The organism is Helicobacter sp. L8, assembly GCF_003660355.1.
In the GTDB taxonomy this organism is placed as follows: Bacteria; Campylobacterota; Campylobacteria; order Campylobacterales; family Helicobacteraceae; genus Helicobacter; species Helicobacter labacensis.
On sequence record NZ_QXQR01000001.1, the window covers coordinates 87,130 to 107,245 of the forward strand.

Consider the following 20,116-nt stretch of genomic DNA (forward strand, 5'->3'; position numbering starts at 1 on the left):
TTAAAAAGGGTTAAAAACCTGCATGCGCATGCGCATGCGCGCATAGCGCGGGCGCGCATAATGCGCGGGACCCGCGCGCGCATGCGCGAGCTTTGCTTAAAAAAAAACGAGAAATTTTGCTAGATCGTGGTGAATCGCTAGGTAAGCCAAGCTTGCGCTTGGCATTCATATTGCTCTTGGGGGCAAGCCCCCAAACCCCCAAGAGAGGGCTTTTGAAGTGAAGAGAAAGGGTAGATAGCAGAATGGATGATTCAAGAGTTTTTGGGAGAAACGCGGTTTGTGAAAAGAGGGGTAGAGCAGATATAGCGTTTAAAAGCCCGTACAACGCTTTGGAGAGGTGGAGGAGTGTAGGGTATGGGTTGGTGGTATTGTTGCGATTGTAGAGCCTTCTAGGGGGCTAGAAAGGGCATTCAAGTGTAGGGAAAGATGACAAAAACGATCTGCGCCTAGAAATCGCTCAAAAAATGGCTTTTTGGGTCTTGCATTGAGAGTTTTTGGAGCTTTGAGAAGTGGATGGGATTGTTTGTTTAGAGTGCTTGGAGTTTTTAGGCAAAAGTGCCTGTTTTTGTCTTGTCAAGCAAAGTGAAGCAAAGCCCTAAATCAAATATAGCGTTTAGAGCGATTTTAAGGGGTCATAGAGCGCAAGGTTAGTGGCAAACTATGGGTTTTGGGGGGTTGGAAGCGATTTTTGGGGATTGGGGTCATATATAACAAAAACCCATAATATGTGCTAAAATAGCCCCTTTTTTGAGGATTTCATGCAAGAAGCCAACACACCAACAAAGCAAACCAACAACCAAATCCCCCAAACAGGGCGCACAGAGTTATTTAAAACCATTTGGAACATCGCGGATAAATTACGCGGAGCGGTGGATGGTTGGGATTTTAGGCAATTCATTTTGGGCATGATTTTTTACCGCTATCTCTCGGAGAATCTCACAAGTTACATCAATGCCAACGAACAAGCCCTAGACCCAAACTTTAATTACGCCGCCTTAAAGGATGAAGAAGCGCAGATGGCTAAAGAGGCACTTTTAGAAGAAAAGGGCTATTTCATCCCGCCCAGTGGGCTTTTTAGCAATGTGCTTAAAAGGGCAGATAAAGACGACAGCCTGAACACCACCTTAAACCAGATCTTCCAAAACATCGAAGCCTCTAGCTTAGAGGGGGGGGCGTGTGAGAATTTTAAGGGTCTCTTTGCAGATTTGGACATGAACAGCGACAAACTGGGCAAAAGCCTTAAAGAGAAAAATGAAAAAATCATCAGCCTTTTAAAAGCCGTGGGGGGCATGCAAATTGGCGGCTACCAAGAGAGCGGGATCGATGTCTTTGGGGATGCTACGAGTTTTTGATGGGCATGTATGCCAGCAGCGCGGGCAAGAGTGGGGGCGAGTTTTTCACGCCCCAAGAGGTGAGCGAGCTTTTGGCTAGGCTGGTCCTCCATGGGCAAAAGGACATCAATAAAGTTTACGACCCCTGTTGTGGGAGTGGCTCACTCTTGCTCAAATTTGCCAAGATTTTAGGCAAAGAGAACATCAAACAAGGCTTTTTTGGTCAAGAGATCAACCCCACGACTTACAATCTTTGCCGGGCGAACATGTTTTTACACAACATTGACTACGATAAATTCAACATCGCCCACGGGGACACCCTCATAGACCCAAAACATGAAAGCGATGAACCCTTTGATGCCATTGTTTCTAACCCGCCTTATTCCACCAAATGGGTGGGCGATGACGATCCGCTGCTCATCCACGAATCGCGTTTTGCGCCAGCCGGCGTGCTTGCCCCCAAAGCTAAGGCGGATTTGGCGTTCACGATGCACATGCTCTCTTGGCTCTCCCCTAGGGGCACATGCGCGGTTGTGCAATTTCCCGGCGTGTTGTATCGGGGTGGGGCTGAGGCAAAAATCCGCCAATACTTGGTGGATCGTAACTTTGTGGATGCCGTGATCGCCTTGGGGGATAATCTGTTTTTTGGAACCAACATCGCCACCTGTATTTTAGTGCTGAGGAAAAATAAAAAGGACGATGCGACTCTCTTCATCGATGCCACGATGGAGTGTATCAAGGAGGACACAAAAAATAAACTCAGCCCGGCTAACATCGCCAAAATCCTAGAAGTCTATGAGAAACGCACAGAATGCCCGCATTTCTCTATTTTAGTGCCCTCCCAGCAAATTAGGGAGAATGGCTATAATTTATCCGTGAGTCGCTATTTAGACCCCAAAGAGGAGAGCCAAGATTTAGACATCACAGAGCTTAACCGCCAAATCGCCGCCATAGTGGCAAGGCAACAAGCCCTAAGAGAGGGGCTAGATGCCATCATTGCAGGGCTAGAGAGTGCCTAAGCACCCCCTAGAGAAGTTATTACAAGAGCATGCCCCTAATGGGGTGGAGTGGGTGGCAATTAAACAGATTTGTAGGCGTAATGCTGGCACAAATATAACCGCCACACAGATGAAAAACTTACATGTAGAAAGTGGAGCTGTGCGGATTTTTGCAGGGGGGGCGACTAGGGCAGATGTCCCACTTGAGAGTATTCCAAAAAAAGACATTATTACAGATGAAAGCGTCATTGTAAAATCAAGGGGATACATAGGTTTTGAATACTATAACCGCCCCTTTTCTCATAAAAACGAGTTTTGGTCTTATACGCCCAAAACAGACAGGCTGGTAGTGAAATTTTTGTATTACTATCTTTGTAGCCAACAGCCCTATTTTCAAAAATTAGCAAAAATGAGTGCTGTTAAAATCCCACAATTAAAGGTTAAAAATACAGACGATTTTCTCATCCCCCTCCCCCCTCTGCCTGTGCAAGAGAAAATAGTAACTATTCTTGATTGCTTTACAGAGCTTACAGCAGAGCTTACAGCAGAGCTTACAGCTAGAAAAAAACAATATTCTTACTACCTCAATGCGCTTTTAGACTTTGGGCGTGATCCCAGTGGGGGGGGGGGGGGGTAAGTCTTGAGTCTTATGATTTTACCCATGCCCTTCTCAAAAAATCGTTTAAGGTGGAATGGGTGAGGTTGGGAAACATTCTAACTTTAGAGTATGGGGCAAGTTTGCCCGCTCTAAAAAGGATAGAGGGAGATTACCCAATTATGGGTTCTAATGGTATTGTAGGCTATCACAATGTTTTTTTAGTAAAAGGTCCTACCATCATTGTAGGGCGTAAAGGTTCAGCAGGTAAAGTTAATTATACAGAACAAGATTGTTACCCAATCGATACAACTTATTTTGTGAAACTTAAAACCGATATAACACTTTTGAAATTCATCTATTATCTATTGCTTACTTTGCGTTTAGAAAATCTAAGAATTAGCGGGGGTGTGCCAGGATTAAACCGCAATGATGTTTATAAAATTTTAATCCCCCTCCCCCTCTCCCCCTCCAAGCCCAAATCGTAGACATCTTAGACAAGTTCCACGCCCTCACCACCGACCTACAGCAAGGCTTGCCCGCTGAGATACAAGCAAGGCAAAAGCAATATCATTACTATTTAAACGCCCTGCTAGATTTTAAGGAGAGTGCATGACCACTTTAGAAAAAATTGCCCAAGGGGAACTTAGCACTGTAGTGGCTCAAAAGCCCACAAGCAAGGCTAGAGCCACTGCCTACCAAAAAGAAGCAGAGTTAGAAACCTATTTGATCGAGCAACTCCAAGCACAGGGTTATACTTTGCTCAAACCCGCCACGCAAGAGAGTTTAGAAAAGAATTTAAGAGCCCAAATTGAAAAACTCAACAACCTTACTTTTAATGATTGGGAATGGAAGCGTTTCACCCAACAAATCAAGCCCACGAACGCCACCCCCACCGACAAAACCCGCACCATCCAGCACGAGAGCACCCAACTCTTTAAGTTTGACAATGGGGAGAGCAAAAACATCAAACTTTTGGATAAAGAATACATCCACAATAATTCTTTACAAGTGATCCACCAATACCCCACCCCAGATAGAAAGAACCGCTACGATGTCAGCATTTTAGTCAATGGCTTGCCCTTGGTGCATATCGAGCTGAAACAAAGAGGGGTGAATCTCAAAGAGGCTTTCACCCAAATCAGACGCTACCAAAAAGAGAGCATGGGCATTCCAAACAGCTTGTTTGGTTTTGTGCAAATCTTTATGATCAGCAATGGCACGCAAACTAAGTATTACAGCAACACCACAGCCAGCGATATGAGTAAAGATTCCTATAAATTCACAAGCTTTTGGGCGGATGTGCATAATGATTGTATTGAGGATTTAGAGGAGCTTATCCCCACTTTCTTTGAGCGGCACACTCTTTTAAGCCTGTTGCTTTATTACTGCGTCTTTACCAGCGAGTCTAAATTGCTTGCCATGCGCCCTTACCAAGTGGCCGCCGTAGAGGAGATTTTAAGGCAAGTTGCGATCACACATCACCAAAAGGACTATGGCAAATCTAAAAATGGGGGCTTCGTGTGGCACACCACGGGCAGTGGCAAGACTTTAACCAGCTTTAAACTCGCCCAACTGGCCGGGCAATTAGACTTCATTGCTAAAGTGGTCTTTGTGGTCGATCGCAAGGATTTAGACCACCAAACCATGAAAGAGTATGAAAAATACCAAAAAAACAGTGCCAGCTCCACGAAAAACACCAAAGCCTTGCAATACCAGCTAGAGCTAGGCGATCCAAAGAAAAAGACGATCATCACCACGATCCAAAAGCTCCATAAATTCATCAAGAGCAATCCTAAATCCCCTATTTTAGATCAAGAAGTGTTGTTTATTTTTGATGAATGCCATAGAAGCCAGTTTGGCAAAATGCACGCCGACATCGCGCGCGCCTTTAAGAAACACCATTTTTACGGCTTTACGGGGACACCTATTTTTGAGGCTAATTGCGATGGTAAGGATTATGCCATGACAGCGGAGAGGTTTGGCAGAGAGTTACACCGTTACACGATTATAGATGCGATCCGTGATAAAAATGTGTTGCCTTTTTTGATGCACTACTACGCTATAAACACAGACATAGAGCCAAAGAGCGAGGCGGATTTTACCCACCCCCAGCGCATCACCCAGGTTACGCAACACATTTTAGAGAGTTTTACAAAGACCACCCACAATAAAAGTTTTAACTCTATTTTGGCTTGTGCCAGCATTGAGGCGGCTAAAAAATATTACCAAACCTTTAAAGAGTGCGCGCATTCTCTAAAAATTGCCACCATCTACAGCTATAGCCCTAGTGATGATTTAGAAGATGAAAACAACGAAGAGACAGACAAGCTCAAGGATAACGACAAGGATTTTTTAAGCCACGCGATTCAAGATTATAACCGTCTGTTTGGGGATAATTACAGCCTTGAGCTTTTCAACGACTACTATAAAAATGTCTCCAAGCGGATGAAAGAGAAAGAGCTAGATTTACTCATTGTGGTCAATATGTTTTTAACCGGTTTTGATGCACCCACTTGCAACACCCTTTGGGTGGATAAGAATTTAAAATACCATGGCTTGCTGCAAGCTTTTTCACGCACAAACCGCCCTTATAACAGCGTTAAAAGTCATGGCAATATTGTGTGTTTCAGGCCTTTAGAAGACAATTTAAACGAAGCTTTAAAGCTCTTTGGTTGTGAAAACCCTCATGCCCATGTGATTTTAGGAGGTTTTGAAGAAATCTACAAAGAATACGAAAAGAAGGCATCTGAGCTTTTGATAAAGTATCCATTAGACACATTTTCTCAGCACACAATCACAGAAAGTGCGCAAGAAGCGTTCGTTAATCTCTATGGCGACATTCTCAAAAAACGCAATATTTTAGAATGCTTTGCCGAGTTTAGCGCGGATAAAGACCCCATAAGCCCTAGAGATTTACAAGACTATCAAGGGCATTATTTAGATTTATTTGACAAGTTTAGAGGGCATCAAGAAAGCCAAGACAAAGCACATCGGGAACTTGATGATCACTGTGTGTTTGAGATCGAGCTCATCAAGCAAGTGGAAATCAACATTGACTACATCTTAAATCTCATCGCACAAGGCACATCCGCAGAAGATGTCTTGCGTGCCATCAAATCTAGCCCCAAAATGCGCGGCAAACAAGAGGTGATTTTAAGCTTTTGGGAGCACTTTAAAAAATGCCCAGATCCAAACATCCATGTCAGTTTTAGAAATTACATGGACCATCAAAGAAAGCAAGAGTTTGCCCACATTATCCAGCATTACAAACTCCAAGAAAATCTAGCCCATGGTTTTATCGCCAAAGCTTTCAAAGACAAAAAAATTGACTTTAAAGGCACACAATTCCCTAAACTCCTGCCCCAAGAGAAAATATCTTTTTTTGCTTTAGACGCTAAGGGTCAGTCCATGCGTAACCAGTTAAAAAAGCAAGTCCAAGCCGTGTTGCAGGCTTTTTTGAAAAATACCATGACATTTCTAGTGGGGATTGGAGATGAGATAGACATATGCGCAAGTCCAAGCCTTTAAAAGCGACATTAGAAATCTCATATCCTTAAGAGCGTTTAAAGAACTATGGCAATGACATTACCAAACACAATGCCAGTTTAGAGTTCAATGCTAGGCTTTGGTTACAAGAATTGCGCGAGCAGAAATCTACTTGAGGCATATTGTGGATTTTTGCATGCAACTTGACACTAACAACCCTGCACGGATTGTGGGCGAGTCCTACTTAAGCAATGAGATAGAGAAGATCCATAAGCGTACAAGGAGAGATAAGTCAGCCCAAGAGGGTATAGAACAGCCAATTTGTTGATCTAAAAGCTTACAATTCGTATTTATTGCCTAATTTAACCTTGGGGTCTGTTATCGTTGTCATCAAACAAAACCATTTGCAAAATTTGATTTTTGATTTTAGAAAACATAGGCTAGATTTTAGGGATTTTTGCAGTCTTCTTATATAAAAGAGTGGATTTAAAACTGCCTAACTATTACAAAGTTAACATTGTTTTGGACTTATTCTCTAACCTTAGAAATGCTTGTTTTCATTGGGAAAATCTAGCAAAGACTAGAGTCAAAGATGGCATTGCTTATCCAAGACTTTCTGTGCGTGTTCTAAGTGGCGAGATGGGTATGGAAGTGCAAATATCTAGCGAATTTACAGAGTGGCTGAAAAAGCTTAAGGATTTTGGAAGACGGGATACAATTTTGCGCCGTATTGATACCCTGAGAGAAAATGGACACTTTGGCGATCACAAGCATATAAGCGGAAAGATTTTTGAACTATGAATCCACACAGGTCCAGGGTATCGGCTGTATGTGGCCAAGCGGTGTGAGACTTTGGTGATTTTGCTATGTGGAGGCGATAAAAGCACACAGCAAAAGGATATAATCAAGGCGCAAAGAATCTTAGAGGAATTGCCATGAAAGTAACCCTAAAACCCTTTGATGCAGCCGAGTTTTTAGACTCTGATCAAGTGCGCTTATCCTACCTTAATGCCGTTTTAGAGGATGGCGATATGACAGAACTTAAAGATGCCTTAGCAGTTATTGCAAAATCTAAAGGCATCGACTTACCCCCCTTTAAGGGGGATGCTTTGGAGTTTGCAAGAGTTTTAAAAAATTAGGTTTTTGTTTGCAGTCCTTAGAGATGTTAAAATGTCACACCGCTTAAAATGTTTCGCAGTGTTTAAGTGGCTTATAAGATTCATTACGGATAGGGTTTCATACGGTACCGGAGCAGACACCATGAGAGCTCCATGCATGGACTGAGTTGATAGCGTTAATTGAGCGGGGTTGCAAAGTTAATGTGGGCATCAAACCCTAAGATAGGGACTTACCCCTTTAATCCTACAAACAGCGTTAAGGCACAACTAAGCACTCCACACCCTTAAAAACCTATCACTCCACCTAATTTCACTTAGCTACACCCAGTGAGTATAATAAATCCTAAAGTTTCTAAGTGTTCTTATGCGTTATTGCTATTGCTCCTGCTCCTCTTGCTCTAATTCTGCCATTGCCTGATTATAACTATCACACTCTAGGACAATCTGATCTGTCAGGGTGCCGATCTCTTGGCTCTTAAAAGTGTGCTCCATAACAGATTCACAAAGACACTCGATCTCTAAGTGGCGTTTGCTGTAATCATAACGACCTGTCCATCTAGCTTGAGGGCAAAATTGGCATAGAGTAGGTAATATACAATCGGTTGGGATTTGCAAAGCTTCTCTATCTTGCTCACTGAGCTTAAAATTTGCCTCTAGTCTTTCTTGTAAAGCCTCAATTCCTTCTCTTTGTCTGCCTTTAAGGTGCTCAGGGTTGTTGATAATCGACTCTCATCTACTTTGGACGTGGCAAACTCCTTTGTTAAATTTTAAATCCACCACCCTTGCTAGGGTTTTTGGGTGTTTCTTGTGGCGTGAGTGTAGCACGCTGGGGAGTGGATTGATCTGTGGTGGGCGATTTGACCTCTTGGACTGGACTTTGAGTATTGTCTAGACTTTGAGTGGGTGTTGTGGGCGATCTGAGCTGGTAGATGAGCTTGTTTATCTTGGGTAGCTCGGGAGCAAGCTTATATAGGGGTATTTTATAGGGAGGCTGAAAGCCTGCGGGAATATGCGTTAGCCACACTCGTAGCTCAAAAGTAGTCTTTCCTGTCTTTTTACAGAGTAGTTTCTCTATGTAATCGCAAACATCTCTACCTTGCTTGCCCTTGCTGGTAGGTTCAGCGAGCCCATCATACTCTCCTTTTAGAGCGTTGAATATAAACTAAAAAAGCCCCGCAGGGTAAACTAGCCAAATGAGCTCGCGAATGTCCCTCCAGGCAAATCCAAAGCTGTTCCACATAAATTAACGATTCTGTCGTTGTAAGAATTTAAGAAAATCACAGGCAAGACCATACCCATTGTCGCAAGCTTTTGTGTAGTACAGTACAGTCTTCTTATGGCTGACAGGAACACCCTCTCCATACTCGTGCATAATTGCCAAATAAAAGTAAGCCACAAGATTTCCCATTTTTGCAGACGCTTTATAATACATCAAAGCTTGAGAGTAATTTCTAGGAACGCATTCACCATGCTCATAGAGTGTTGCGAGATTAAGATAAGCCACAGCATCTCCCTTAGCCCCAGCTACCTCGTAATATTTTATAGCTTTGTCACAGCTTACAGGAACGCCCTTGCCATATTGATACATAAAAGCCAAATTATTGTAAGCTGCAGCATCCCCCTTAAATCCAGCCTTCGCATAATATTTCATAGCCTCGCTGTAGTTCATGCTTTCATCTTTTTTTAGCGCCAAATTAAAATTTTCCTCAGCACTATCCAATACGCCCACAGGGACTTCCTGCGGTGTACCCTCTTGTACCATTATTGGGCCAAAAGGAGGATTCGGCTCTTGTGCACGCAAACCTACATACATACACACCAATAGCACCGATAGACACACGACACACACCGAACCCAAAACGAATACGCTTCTTTTTTTAGTAAATACATCTTTGATATTCATCTTGATCCTTTATTTTCTAATATCATGCCGCATGATAACTTAAAAAAACTGCTCGTCAATGTCTGGAGGTTTTATCTCCTCATCCAACACAACCTCTTCATCTTACGAATTACTTTGTCTAAAATATTTTCGTGCAAGTGGAAGCGTTTTTAATGCCTTTTAGAGCTTTCAGATGCATCTATGAGGGAGATTTAGTACTAGAGCCATATTTCAAGTCAATGTGCTTAAAACGTATTTTAAACTTAAAAGCAAATTGAGCAAAAAGTGAATCTTATCCGCAAAAGGATGAAAGATTTACGGCAAAAAGTGAACAAAGTTCACTGGTGATGGTGAGTAAAAGTGAAAAAGTTTACTACAGTGCATTAGCCATAAGCCCATATTAGGAAAACAGCATCGTTCTTAGTTATGATTTTATAAAGAAAATTTTGTGAGTCTGAGACTTGCTATTGATGATTTGCCTCATATCAAGAGCGGTGAGAGTGGGAATCATTTATGTTATCGATATCCAGCCAACAACCCTTTTTTAGAATTTGTGCGCGATAGCAGTGTGTTGAGCGAACATGCAAGTCCCAAGAATAATCCGCAACTCATCCAGACATGGAGTTTTTAAAGGATGATCAAGACAGGGGGGAGTCTTACCCCATACTCCAACCCAAATCTGGTTATGCTAACACCTATGCCAAAATGCATTGGGAACAGCCCGCCCCTATCATCCCAAGAAATTTTGCAACACCCAGTAGCTCAAGGTGTATCCACCCTAGAGATTCAAGGGCTCTGAGTATCAGAGAGGGGGCGCGCTTGCAGAGTTTTCTAGATAACTATGTTCTCTATGGCAGTGCAAGTGCTAAGAGACTACAGATTGGGAATGCAGTTCCCCCACTTTTAAGCATATCTTTAGCTAATGCATTCAATTGCTATCTGAAGGAATTATAAATGTTTGGTGCTAGTGATTTCAAGAAATATCGTAATAACTTAGGTTTTAATTCTCAACAAGATTTTAAGGTGTTTTTGAGTGCCAAAGATATTAGACCACAGGTCGATTTTGCATACATTGATGCCCTAAATTTGAGAATTGATGAGATATTTCGCAAAACTGAACTCTATCTACTATAAGCCTTGCAATGTGGACGCTTCTTTACAAAATACTCTTCTAAACATCTATCAAATCATCAAAGATCAAAATATCTTAGAGAAACTTAACAATCAGGGTAGGCGCAAGGAGGAAGTTTATTTTAGCTGGATGCGTGGGTTTTTAGTTTGCGAATACTTTAAAGAGGCTTTAGCTACCATCTTTGGCGTTTCTGTAGAAAAAATACGAAATATTGGAGAAGATGATTTTTCTAACATAGAAGTGTTTAAACGAACCCCCGGAGCTGATTTACAAATCGCTCAAACAAGATTAGAAATCCAAAGTGGTTTTCAAGGCGTTAATGACATTAAAGAACACAAAGTGAGAGAGGCTAAACGGGTCTTTGAAAATCAAAAGCAAGAGACTCTTGTTATGCATGTCGATCTCTTCAATGGGCAAGTAGCTTTGTCAATATCTCTCAAATTGAGAGTAACGATCTCAATTGGATTACTAAACAGCAAATGGAAGGACAGAGTGTTTTTAACATAGGACAAAATCACTTTAAATGGCTTCTAGGTAGCCCTCCCCCTAAGATAGCTACAATACTCGCTGATTGGTAAGAGTAGTCCTGCACAAGCATTTGCTATCATTCACTAACAAAATGAGCAGGATTTTGTTGGATTCTATCTAAGGGATATAGTTGGGTCGCAAACGCTGACTTCGAATTAGACCAAAATAACTCCATGTATTTCTAAGTTCTTATATTGTAGAATGTTGTAGCGTTGTCAAGGTCCTCCTGCTTTTGATTAGTAGCAAGAATGAGGGTGTGTGCTGTAGTTTTCTCGACTTCACCGTGGCGTCTGTGTTTGTTTGGAATTGCTGGATTTGCATACGATCAGTGGAAGCGGAGGTGGTGATAAAATTTGGAATGCAGTGCTGACGCACTGCTTACATTTTGTCTTATGGAAAAGACTCCCCACATCCCTCTTAGGCTTTCGAGAAAGAGATGAATTACTAAATAATGGACAGAAATATTCAGAGATTTTCAAATCACTTTAAGGGGTTATCTAGTGGAGTTAAAAAAGGGAATGCAATCAATTTCAAAAGAGGAAGAGCGCAAGATCTTTCAGAGGTACGAGCGAATAGCTAGGTCTCTAATTATGGATTTTTGGGGATTGGATAGAGAAAAAGTAAAAGAAGTGAAGGTGGAAAGTTATTGTTTTTTTGTTGGTTCTTACGGGAGGGGTACGGCAATCGGGTCGAGTGATGTCGATATTTTGATGTGCTTACCGGAAAAGGAGTTTTATCGTTTTAGTGCTTATAAGAACAATGGACAATCCTCGTTAATCCAAAATTTTAAACAAGAAATTCAAGACAACGATGCTAGATTGGCTAGTGTAGAGGGTGATGGACAAGTAGTTGTTATAGAGTTTTGTGATGAGACAATCTTTGAAATTCTGCCGGCATTTAAAAAAGTAGGAACAATAGGAAAATACACTTACCCAGAATATATCCATCCGGATAGTAATAAGGGTGGAAAATGGAGATCGACAGATCCGTTAAGGGAACAAAAAGCAATTCGGGACAAGAATCGAAAGAGTAATGGTTTGCTTGTTGATACTTGTAGGTGTATACGAAAAATCAGAGATGATGAGGGATTATATGTCCCGGGCTGTGTCATTGACAGTTTTGCTTGTGATGCAATTGGGCATTGGAAATGGAAAGATCCGAGACAGGGAAGTATGGGATTTGGAGGTAGCAACTCTACTTTAAATCAATTTGTAAGACGATTATTGTCGATGGCAACAAAGGATTTGGGTAATTCACTAAAAATGCCAGGAAGTGGAGATATTGTAAGGGTTCAACGAGATGAAGTAAAGAACTTGGTAAAAATTTTAGAGTGTATCTCATGAGTTTAAAGTTGTGTTATAGGGGTGCTCTCTTGCAAGAGATTAAGGAGTCGTATGGTAGAGTGACTCACAGCAAGACAGCTTTTAATAGAGAGTTGAAAATTAGGGAGCGAGATTATAAATGTTTTAGATGGGGGCAGGTGACTTTATCTGTATTGACTTTCGTTTGTTCGTCAATCTCTATCGGCTTTAGTCATTGGTCTCTGCCTTGGTTAGGAGTGTTTCTTTCCATGCCTTTACTTGCGCTTAACCTTTATGTGAAAGAAACTGACATTGTGAAAGAGATAGAGTCGTATAGACAAGGTGCCGATGAACTTTGGTTTATTTGTGATAGGTATATCGCATTGATGACAGATTTTCAGGTACTTTCTGATGTAGAGATTAGAGATAAAAAAGAGAAGCTAGATAAAAAGCTTGGAGAAATTTATAAAAAATATCCGAAAACAAACCGCAAGGCTTATGAACAGGCTAGACAAGCTCTCAAATCAGAAGAGGAGCAGTTCTTTTCTGAGGAAGAGTTAAATAAGATATTGCCTAGGCATCTGAGGAGCAGATGTTGGTGCGGGTGTAAAAATAGCTGTACTGTTAAAGAGGACTCCTCGGCATGAGGGTTGCCCTATTTTAAAAGTCATCCTTGTATCTGCTTGAGTCATTTGCGCGTGAGGTTTTGCGAAGTGGTTCTTTATCCATCTGTTTTTTAATATCAAGTGGTTTAAGTTGTTGCTGGGTTGTTATCGGTTGTCAAAGATATAAGGCATTACAGCTTGCATCGCTCTCTTGAGTATGTTTTGTAGCTTTTGGCTGTGATCTTTAAGAGTATCTGCCAAATCCTTTCTCCTCCTTATCTTGCTTGCTCTCTACAGGGTTTATAGGAGAGTTTATAGCGGTCTTGTTTTTTCACTCCGTATTTGCTACTTCAAAAGTAGCTAGGGCTATAGTCTTGATTCTGTGAAGTCTATTTGCTTCGTCTTCGGCTTGATTAGCCAAAAGCTCTAGCTTTCTAAAATGCTCCCGTTCATAGCCCTTTGGATTGTTTCTAAGACTTAATTGAGTGTATCTACTTCCTCTTGTTTGGCAATTAATTTACTCTTTGTCGTGTCTAGTTCTAATTGAAGGGTTTTTAATTTGGCCCTGTATTTCTTTTTGCCAGCATTAGCTATCATTGCATAGGCTCGACCACCTAAGTGCTTGCGCTTGCTTGTTTCTACACATTCCCCTCTCTCATAGCATAAGTTCACAACTTTATCCAAACCTACGGGACTAAATCTATGACATAGATGCTAGATGGTGTACATCAAGTTAACGTACCACACATAACGCCTGATGTCTTTTACTTCCTCTGTAATCCTTTGGGGGGATCATAGGAAACTTGATTCCCGCTTGGATGGCTCCATGTTCTTTAATTCGGACTCGACCACCCACACTTAAAGAGAAGCTGAAAACCGGTATGAGATAAAGTTACTACGACTCTAGATGTTGTCTGATAGTTGAACACTTCACACTAGATCAAAGACTAAGAGAGTCAGTTGCAACAGATCACAAGCGCACCTGCAACCCTCCTCCACCATAGTGTCAACATCCCATTTGCCTCCTACAGATTTCCCAAACTGCTTCTAAACATGTTATTACTGAAGAAACCGCTGTAGTTTCAATCAAAGGAGCCATACATTGTCCAAAAACAAACCCAAAAAAGGCACAAAAAATGACAATTCAGAGAGCCCACAAACCGCTCAAGATCAAAGATAGTGTTTTTAACCCCGTAAAGGGGTCATACAGCGCGATTCAGACAAAAACCATACCCCCCTAAGACACCCCCCACCCCCAAATGTGCTTAGAAAGCTATTCTGAGCGTTTTAGAGCATACAACCCAACTACCCTTCTACTTCCCAAGCTCATCTAAGCACTCAACTTCCCAGTGTATTGTCTACCCCTTCCACACTGTTCAATCTTTCCAAACCTCACTTTTCTCTTAACATCTCACTTCTAAAGTCTATCTCAAACCGTTCAATCACCAGAAACCACCAAACTTAACCAGCTCAAGTCCAGCAACTAGATCATCACCGCATCGCTTAATGGATGTGTTGCAGAGCGTCTTTAATGTGCTATGTGCTATGTGGCACATGACTATGCCATGCCTTTGCTCCTTTCACTCTTTTGCTTCCAAGATGTGTTTCAAAATGAGAATTGGTGAGATTTGTAATTGTGTGTGTCATCCTCATCTCTCCTAGTCATCAAATCTCACAAGTCCAACTCCACTCTACACCACCCAAAACACATCTTCTCTGTCCCTCACTTCAAAACACCTTCATAGACCCCTCTAAAACGCTCTACAATCAACGATATGCCCTCAACCCAATCCAAACTACCTACACCCCCAAAGCGTTCTATGACCTTCTAAACTCAATCTCTCCCACTTCAAAAGCCACAGGGGGATGTGGGGGTCTTTCCCCACAGACAAAATGTAAGCAGTGCGCTAGCACTGTATTCCAAATTTAATCAAAATCCGAACATTTTTTTGTTTAAGAAAACCCCGACTCACGGGCGCGCATGCACGGGCGCGTTTTTTAAAAATAGTTTTTTCTTATAGTTTTTCATGAATGATGGTAGAGAGGTGCTTTTTTAACTACAAATTGGGGGTTTTATGACGACAAATTGAGTAATTAGCGACATTTTTAAAAAATACGCTACAATACTTCAGATTTGGTGTCACAGCTTAAAGAAAATAATAGAGACGGCTACGAAAAATACACTCACTAAGCAACTCAGAGCCCTGCAAAATGATTTAGATACAATTCGAGTTTTAGAGGTTCAAAACGACAAAAACCTCGCTCGGCTTGCTCAATTGTCCGAAGAAAAAGCCACAATTAATTATTAAGGAATTGGTGCAAACAGTCTTAACTAACAAGTGGGGTAGCGATGATACGGATGGCATTAATACTTCGCAAGAAGCTATAAAAAGCTTGATGCACTTTGCTACCTTAATGGGTAATTTGCAAGATAGGCTAGCCAACACCACTCGCCCAGTTTTAAGAGAGCTTAGAGACTGGCATTGAGGACTGTGTTGAGCATATGCAAACTATACTAATATCAAAATTAGCACCAAGAAGTGAGTATGTCCTCCCGGTCATCCAATCTGCCCCTCATGTGGATAAGGGAGGAGGGTTTGTCTTTCAAGCGAGTTGTAAATCTTGCATACGAAAAAAACGAACACTTTCTAGAGTTTTTACTGCAGAACCTAGGGCAAAAACTCCAATAGAGTAACGAAAATTAACCTACAAGCCGGGGGAGCCCCCGTTGAATTTCACGCCTATTGTTGCATAGATAGGGTAAAAAGCTCCTTAACAGTATGAAAGCACAATCGTAAAACAAAATGAGAGTATGCTAGGTTGCATGAGTAGAAAAAAGAAAGCAACACAGAGCATAAAACCCCATGTAGCACTCCCCACGCCTTTTGGATTGAAAGACTTTGAGAATAAGTTTTGGCGTTTAAAAGAGAAAAAATTATTAGTGGATGTGCACATAGGTTGCGTGTATGCTGATAAAGCTAAAGTGTGTGGGTATGGAGCGGTGATCACTCTGTTTTACAAGGAGAAAGATCAAACTATCCCACTAGAACAAAGAAGGCTTGAGTCATGGCAACGCCTAGAACACATCTTGCAAGGTGTGCCACCGGCTAGCGTGTTGTCTTGGGATTTAGATCGAATGTACTTGTATGTTCAAAAAACCATTCAATCCATTTAAGGATATTTAAGTTATTTTTCGTAAATTTTCTCATCGTGTCTATCAGAACGCCAACGAAATTTTTACAGGAGTGAACACCACTCCGCTATCCCTTAGGGTTTGCACTACATCAGGGAATACTTTTCTTAAGATGCCAATAGCACCATTAACATCGGCATTTAAAAACTTACCCGTGCTAGATTTAAAAAGACCTCGTTTAACGCGTTTGCCTAAATATTGCTCGTGATGTTGCATAGACTCATTAGCAAGGTGGTCGCATTTACTGGTATAATTCTCTTCAGTGAGAATCAAATCTATCCCAGCAAGCTCGCACTTATAGGCTAATTTGTCTAAGAAAGACTGATAAGGGATAGAAACAAAGTTTTGATTATTTCTCTTGCCTAGTCCTATCTGTTGTTTCCAGCCATCGTTCTTACCTACAACAATAGTAGAAATGCGGTGCTGTAAGCAGTGTTGGATGAGATAACAACTAGCCTTGTGCATAAAGTTATTAAGTTTGCAGTCCCTCCACAAGGCTAACCTACCTAGTCTTTTAGTCCAAAACCGCTTATTGGACAATTTAGCTTTAGCTTGGTAATGCGCTTTGAGTTTGTTAAACCACTGATTGACAGACTTAACACCTCCGCCCTTGATAATAAAAGGTCTAGTTTGATTATCTATTGCAGTTACGAAGTTGTTCAGCCCTAGGTCTATACCCATAATGCCATTGCCTTGCGCTTGTGGCGTTTGTGTAGTTTGTTCGTGGATCACTTCCACGATAAAACAAGTAGTCTTAGGGATGAAGCGCACTTGCTTTATCCTAGAAGTAGTTCGATCAACTTTAGTGATTAATCGTTTGAGATTAGCTCTTTCTGGGAATTTGATTTTAGTAAGAGTGCCTTTGGTAAAAGAGATTTGTTGGTTAGTGCAAACCCCCACAGCTACGCCCTCTTGTCCTCTAGGCTTAAACTTAGGGATTTTAGGACGAGAAAAGAATTTAGAGGGTTTAGCCTTATAAGCTTTAATCGCTTTAAAGTAAGACTTCCAGTTTTGGCACAATAGCATAATAGTTTGCTGGGCACTTTGAGCAGGCAAGGCTCTATAGTCTTTTTGGTTTTCCTTAACAAAACGATTAATCAAATCATAAGCAGTTGGCAACTTAAAGCCAGCAAGATAGTGTTCTCTAAGGATGAAATTAGCATAGTTATAGAGATTTTTAGATAAGTGGCAGAAACGCCAAATTCGTTTAAACGATGGGTGGTTAGGCTTGATGATATGCCTTTCAGTCAGTTGCATCGCTTTCACCATTAAGTGCTTCAATCAGACTAGGATTAGCTCTAGCTTCCATCAATAGCTTCTTAGCAATCCTTCGTTTAGAATACATTTTCATAGAAAAAGAATGGATTGTCTGCATAATATCCTCAAAGAGTTCTTGTTCTAAGCTCTTAGACTCACAGGAGTTAATGACGATGATCTGAGTGCCATAATCACTAAATAGTCTTTCTACCAATTCATAGCTTAGTCTAGCTAGTCTATCCTTGTAAGAAACATAGACTGCTTGGATTTTATAGTCCATTACATCATAGAGCAAGTCAATAAAGCCTTTTCTATCTAAAGTCATCCCGCTCTTAATGTCAGAATAGATTTTATCCACACTAATGCCCTTAGCATTCAAGTAAGCAAGGCTGTTATCAATCTGGTTTTGCAAGTCCTGTTTTTGTTTAGCAGTAGAAACACGGGCATAAACAACATTCCAGCGCCCATCCTCAATCCCTAGAAGTTTATAGACATCCGCATCGTAGTACTTATAATAACCATTGGGCTCTTGCTCGACTCGTATTTTCCCGTCTCTGACATATTTCCAAAGAGTAACACGGCTAATTTTAAGGAGTTTGAGAACTTCTTTAGATTTCATTAAGATATGTTTTCCATTATTTTTTTTATGATTTTAGGGTGTAAAATTTTACCGGAATGATAGGGCAAGACTTGTCTAATCTTGCCTTTTAAATAAATCCTACATCCCAAAGCACATCTTCTCTCCTCCACTTTTAAACACCTCTAACTCGCCCTAAACCAGGTCCAAAAAAAGGTAGAAACACGCCAAAAGGTCTATATCCAAAAATATAAAAACAGGCGAGATACAAGAAAGCGATACCTTGATCTGTGATGCTATTTATGGAAATGATTGCAATTTTTGACAAGCATTTCACAAGCGCACTTTTCCGCATTCTTGGGGAAATAGGGAGAGCTATGCTAGAGCTTGTATTAAAGTCCTTGAACTCAGAGATCGGGAAAGTAGCGTTTTGTTACATCTGAAAATCTTGCAAAATTATGCGGTGTCAGCCTAGATACAGCAAAAAGAGCTCTGAGGACTTTGGTAGAAAAAGTTTTGTAACCACTCACAGCGCGCGGAGGCGCGTATAGAGTCAATGGGGATATGATCTTCAAGGGCGGATATAAAACTAGACACACAATCGTATTTAGATTCCACGAACGCGAGGAGGAGATTCGGCGAGAAAAAAGCCAAAAGCGACCGCAGAGTCCAAAGCAGAAACCAAACAGACAAAGAGTTAAGAAAAAATGAAACACACAACATGCGAAATCTACATACCCGAGAATTTAGAGTGTGAGTTTGATAGGAACAAATTTCTTTCTACTGTGGTGTCAAATTATGCTCTCACTCCCCCAATAAAGAATATAACTTACCTTTGCGCATCACTATACAAAAAACTTCCAAACAATGCTGCGCTTTCAGGTTACGATTTTGGGTGGACACGCCCCTAAAACAAAAGCTTTAAACTGCATTTAAACTAATTCACACTAGAACACCCACAGCGAAAACCTTTAGAAGGGGGGCAGGTGTGGCAACATTTGATCCGAAAGCCTTTATCGCCGAATACATGCCTGAACTCCCCCCTTTAGAGGAAGTCCCCGAGTTCAATCTATCCCCCACGCCCCGCCTCACACTGCGTGGCTTTAACAACCCCAACAATATGGAAGAACAGCGCAAGGCAAAGTCCTACATTTTAAAAACCATAGGGCACTTTGACATCACCAAGCGCGAGCACAAACAGCGCGAAAAAGCCGACATGGTGCACTTTGTCCTACACAACGCCCAACACTTTTCCATCGCCCTCATCGTGCGCGTCCTCTTAGAATCGCGCGGGGAATTTAGCAAAACTGCGCGCCAAATCTACAACTACACCATCAAAATCGCCCGTTGGGTGCGCACTTACCGCCAAGAGGGCGAAGCAGGCCTGCAACTCAAGCGCGGCAGAGTGCCCGGGCAACACGATTGCAAACGCCGATTCAACCTAGAGCTCATCAAACAGGCTATCTTAGCCCTAGGCTCAAGCGGGCAGCACCACTCTTATGCGGCCTATTACCGCTACTACCTAGAGCTAGAGCGCGCCAAAAATCCCCATTTCAACGCCGCCTATTCCAAATTCACCGAACATGCCAAGAGCATCATAGATTCGGACAAATGCGTCCAGAGCGTGCTCATCGCCCTCTCTTGCCCGAAGTTTTAGACCCCGCGCGCCCACCATCAAAAGAATCCAAGACGCAAAATTAGCGCGGATGTTTCTACACCAAAGGCGCGCTGGGTGCGCTAGCACCCAAATAGTGTTAGTGGGATTTGGTGCTATGGCGCGCTAGTCTGCTCCTCATTTGGCACAACTAGGGGCTCACTTAAGTCTGTGGCGGTGTTTAGAGCGCGTTTTTTGGGAGTAGAAACCCCCTTGCTATGATCGTTGTCTGTTTTTTTGCCACTGGACGCGAGCGCGCCCACATTGGCGTTATTAGCGTTATTCACCACACTCTCTAAAGCCTTTTGCATATGGTTTGGGGAGTGGGAACGGTTGTAGGGGATGTTAAAGAGATTTTAAAATACGCATGAAAATCTACTTCTCATCAACACCACTGAACTAAAAATCAAAAACATAGAAAAAAATGCGCTACAATGCATCCATGCCAATGGTAGT

General features: G+C 41.7%; 13 protein-coding genes and 4 pseudogenes. 12 read left to right on the forward strand and 5 right to left on the reverse strand.

Annotated features, from left to right (window positions below; all coding sequences use genetic code 11):
* The first annotated feature begins 758 nt into the window (after nt 1-758).
* The 6 genes and pseudogenes from EAO37_RS00400 to EAO37_RS00430 all read left to right on the forward strand — a co-directional run bounded on the left by EAO37_RS00400 (nt 759) and on the right by EAO37_RS00430 (nt 7,552).
* Nucleotides 759-2,350: pseudogene (locus tag EAO37_RS00400) on the forward strand (type I restriction-modification system subunit M).
* Nucleotides 2,343-2,966, forward strand: coding sequence for a restriction endonuclease subunit S (locus EAO37_RS00405; RefSeq protein WP_120950894.1), 624 nt, complete (start codon nt 2,343-2,345; stop codon nt 2,964-2,966). Before EAO37_RS00400 ends, EAO37_RS00405 begins: the two are co-directional and overlap by 8 nt.
* A 59-nt stretch (nt 2,967-3,025) precedes the next feature.
* Nucleotides 3,026-3,540, forward strand: a pseudogene (locus EAO37_RS00410) (restriction endonuclease subunit S).
* Nucleotides 3,537-6,455 (forward strand): type I restriction endonuclease subunit R, encoded by a 2,919-nt coding sequence (locus EAO37_RS00415; RefSeq protein ID WP_240451665.1) that lies wholly within the window; start codon nt 3,537-3,539, stop codon nt 6,453-6,455. Before EAO37_RS00410 ends, EAO37_RS00415 begins: the two are co-directional and overlap by 4 nt.
* A gap of 438 nt (nt 6,456-6,893) precedes the next feature.
* The gene (locus EAO37_RS09470) at nt 6,894-7,214 is read left to right on the forward strand and encodes a hypothetical protein (protein ID WP_240451666.1); all 321 of its coding nucleotides are present in this window, start codon (nt 6,894-6,896) and stop codon (nt 7,212-7,214) included.
* A gap of 134 nt (nt 7,215-7,348) precedes the next feature.
* Nucleotides 7,349-7,552, forward strand: a complete 204-nt coding sequence (locus EAO37_RS00430) for a hypothetical protein (protein ID WP_240451667.1) — start codon at nt 7,349-7,351, stop codon at nt 7,550-7,552.
* Nucleotides 7,553-7,906: 354 nt separating this feature from the next.
* Here EAO37_RS00430 and EAO37_RS09100 read toward each other — a convergent pair whose 3' ends face one another.
* Together EAO37_RS09100 and EAO37_RS00435 are read right to left on the reverse strand one after the other, a co-directional pair.
* The gene (locus tag EAO37_RS09100; protein ID WP_162982905.1) at nt 7,907-8,146 is read right to left on the reverse strand and encodes a hypothetical protein; all 240 of its coding nucleotides are present in this window, start codon (nt 8,144-8,146) and stop codon (nt 7,907-7,909) included.
* Between the two features lie 628 nt (nt 8,147-8,774).
* The gene (locus tag EAO37_RS00435; protein ID WP_120950896.1) at nt 8,775-9,434 is read right to left on the reverse strand and encodes a tetratricopeptide repeat protein; all 660 of its coding nucleotides are present in this window, start codon (nt 9,432-9,434) and stop codon (nt 8,775-8,777) included.
* A 430-nt stretch (nt 9,435-9,864) separates the two neighbouring features.
* On the opposite strand from EAO37_RS00435, the pseudogene EAO37_RS00440 reads away from it, so the two are divergent.
* The 5 genes and pseudogenes from EAO37_RS00440 to EAO37_RS00470 all read left to right on the forward strand — a co-directional run.
* Nucleotides 9,865-10,367, forward strand: a pseudogene (locus EAO37_RS00440) (DNA cytosine methyltransferase); the annotation flags it as partial.
* Nucleotides 10,368-11,123: pseudogene (locus tag EAO37_RS09475) on the forward strand (restriction endonuclease). It begins immediately after the preceding pseudogene.
* A gap of 450 nt (nt 11,124-11,573) precedes the next feature.
* The gene (locus tag EAO37_RS00450) at nt 11,574-12,416 is read left to right on the forward strand and encodes a nucleotidyltransferase domain-containing protein (RefSeq protein ID WP_120950898.1); all 843 of its coding nucleotides are present in this window, start codon (nt 11,574-11,576) and stop codon (nt 12,414-12,416) included.
* A 29-nt stretch (nt 12,417-12,445) separates the two neighbouring features.
* On the forward strand, nt 12,446-13,021 hold the full coding sequence (locus tag EAO37_RS00455) for an SLATT domain-containing protein (protein ID WP_162982906.1): 576 nt from the start codon (nt 12,446-12,448) through the stop codon (nt 13,019-13,021).
* 2,782 nt (nt 13,022-15,803) lie between these two features.
* Entirely contained in the window at nt 15,804-16,154 is a 351-nt protein-coding gene (locus tag EAO37_RS00470) for a hypothetical protein (protein ID WP_205589711.1), read from the forward strand.
* 42 nt (nt 16,155-16,196) lie between these two features.
* Here EAO37_RS00470 and EAO37_RS00475 read toward each other — a convergent pair whose 3' ends face one another.
* Nucleotides 16,197-17,429 carry an RNA-guided endonuclease TnpB family protein gene (locus tag EAO37_RS00475; protein ID WP_120951055.1) on the reverse strand — a complete coding sequence of 411 codons (1,233 nt, stop codon included), beginning with the start codon at nt 17,427-17,429 and terminating at the stop codon, nt 16,197-16,199.
* The gene (locus EAO37_RS00480) at nt 17,416-18,048 is read right to left on the reverse strand and encodes an IS607 family transposase (protein WP_120950905.1); all 633 of its coding nucleotides are present in this window, start codon (nt 18,046-18,048) and stop codon (nt 17,416-17,418) included. The genes EAO37_RS00475 and EAO37_RS00480 overlap by 14 nt, the downstream gene beginning before the upstream one ends.
* A 946-nt stretch (nt 18,049-18,994) precedes the next feature.
* On the opposite strand from EAO37_RS00480, the gene EAO37_RS00490 reads away from it, so the two are divergent.
* Nucleotides 18,995-19,663, forward strand: coding sequence for a hypothetical protein (locus EAO37_RS00490; protein WP_120950909.1), 669 nt, complete (start codon nt 18,995-18,997; stop codon nt 19,661-19,663).
* A gap of 113 nt (nt 19,664-19,776) precedes the next feature.
* Here EAO37_RS00490 and EAO37_RS00495 read toward each other — a convergent pair whose 3' ends face one another.
* Nucleotides 19,777-19,947: a hypothetical protein gene (locus tag EAO37_RS00495; protein ID WP_162982907.1), complete on the reverse strand. Its 171-nt coding sequence runs from the start codon at nt 19,945-19,947 to the stop codon at nt 19,777-19,779.
* Nucleotides 19,948-20,116 lie beyond the last annotated feature (169 nt).

Bases quoted from the DNA above. Each gene is read 5' to 3' on its own strand.
- EAO37_RS00475 (WP_120951055.1), bottom strand. From the start codon at position 17,429: ATGCAACTGACTGAAAGGCATATCATCAAGCCTAACCACCCATCGTTT.
- EAO37_RS00480 (WP_120950905.1), bottom strand. From the start codon at position 18,048: ATGAAATCTAAAGAAGTTCTCAAACTCCTTAAAATTAGCCGTGTTACT.
- EAO37_RS00415 (WP_240451665.1), top strand. From the start codon at position 3,537: ATGACCACTTTAGAAAAAATTGCCCAAGGGGAACTTAGCACTGTAGTG.
- EAO37_RS00470 (WP_205589711.1), top strand. From the start codon at position 15,804: ATGAGTAGAAAAAAGAAAGCAACACAGAGCATAAAACCCCATGTAGCA.
- EAO37_RS00430 (WP_240451667.1), top strand. From the start codon at position 7,349: ATGAAAGTAACCCTAAAACCCTTTGATGCAGCCGAGTTTTTAGACTCT.
- EAO37_RS00435 (WP_120950896.1), bottom strand. From the start codon at position 9,434: ATGAATATCAAAGATGTATTTACTAAAAAAAGAAGCGTATTCGTTTTG.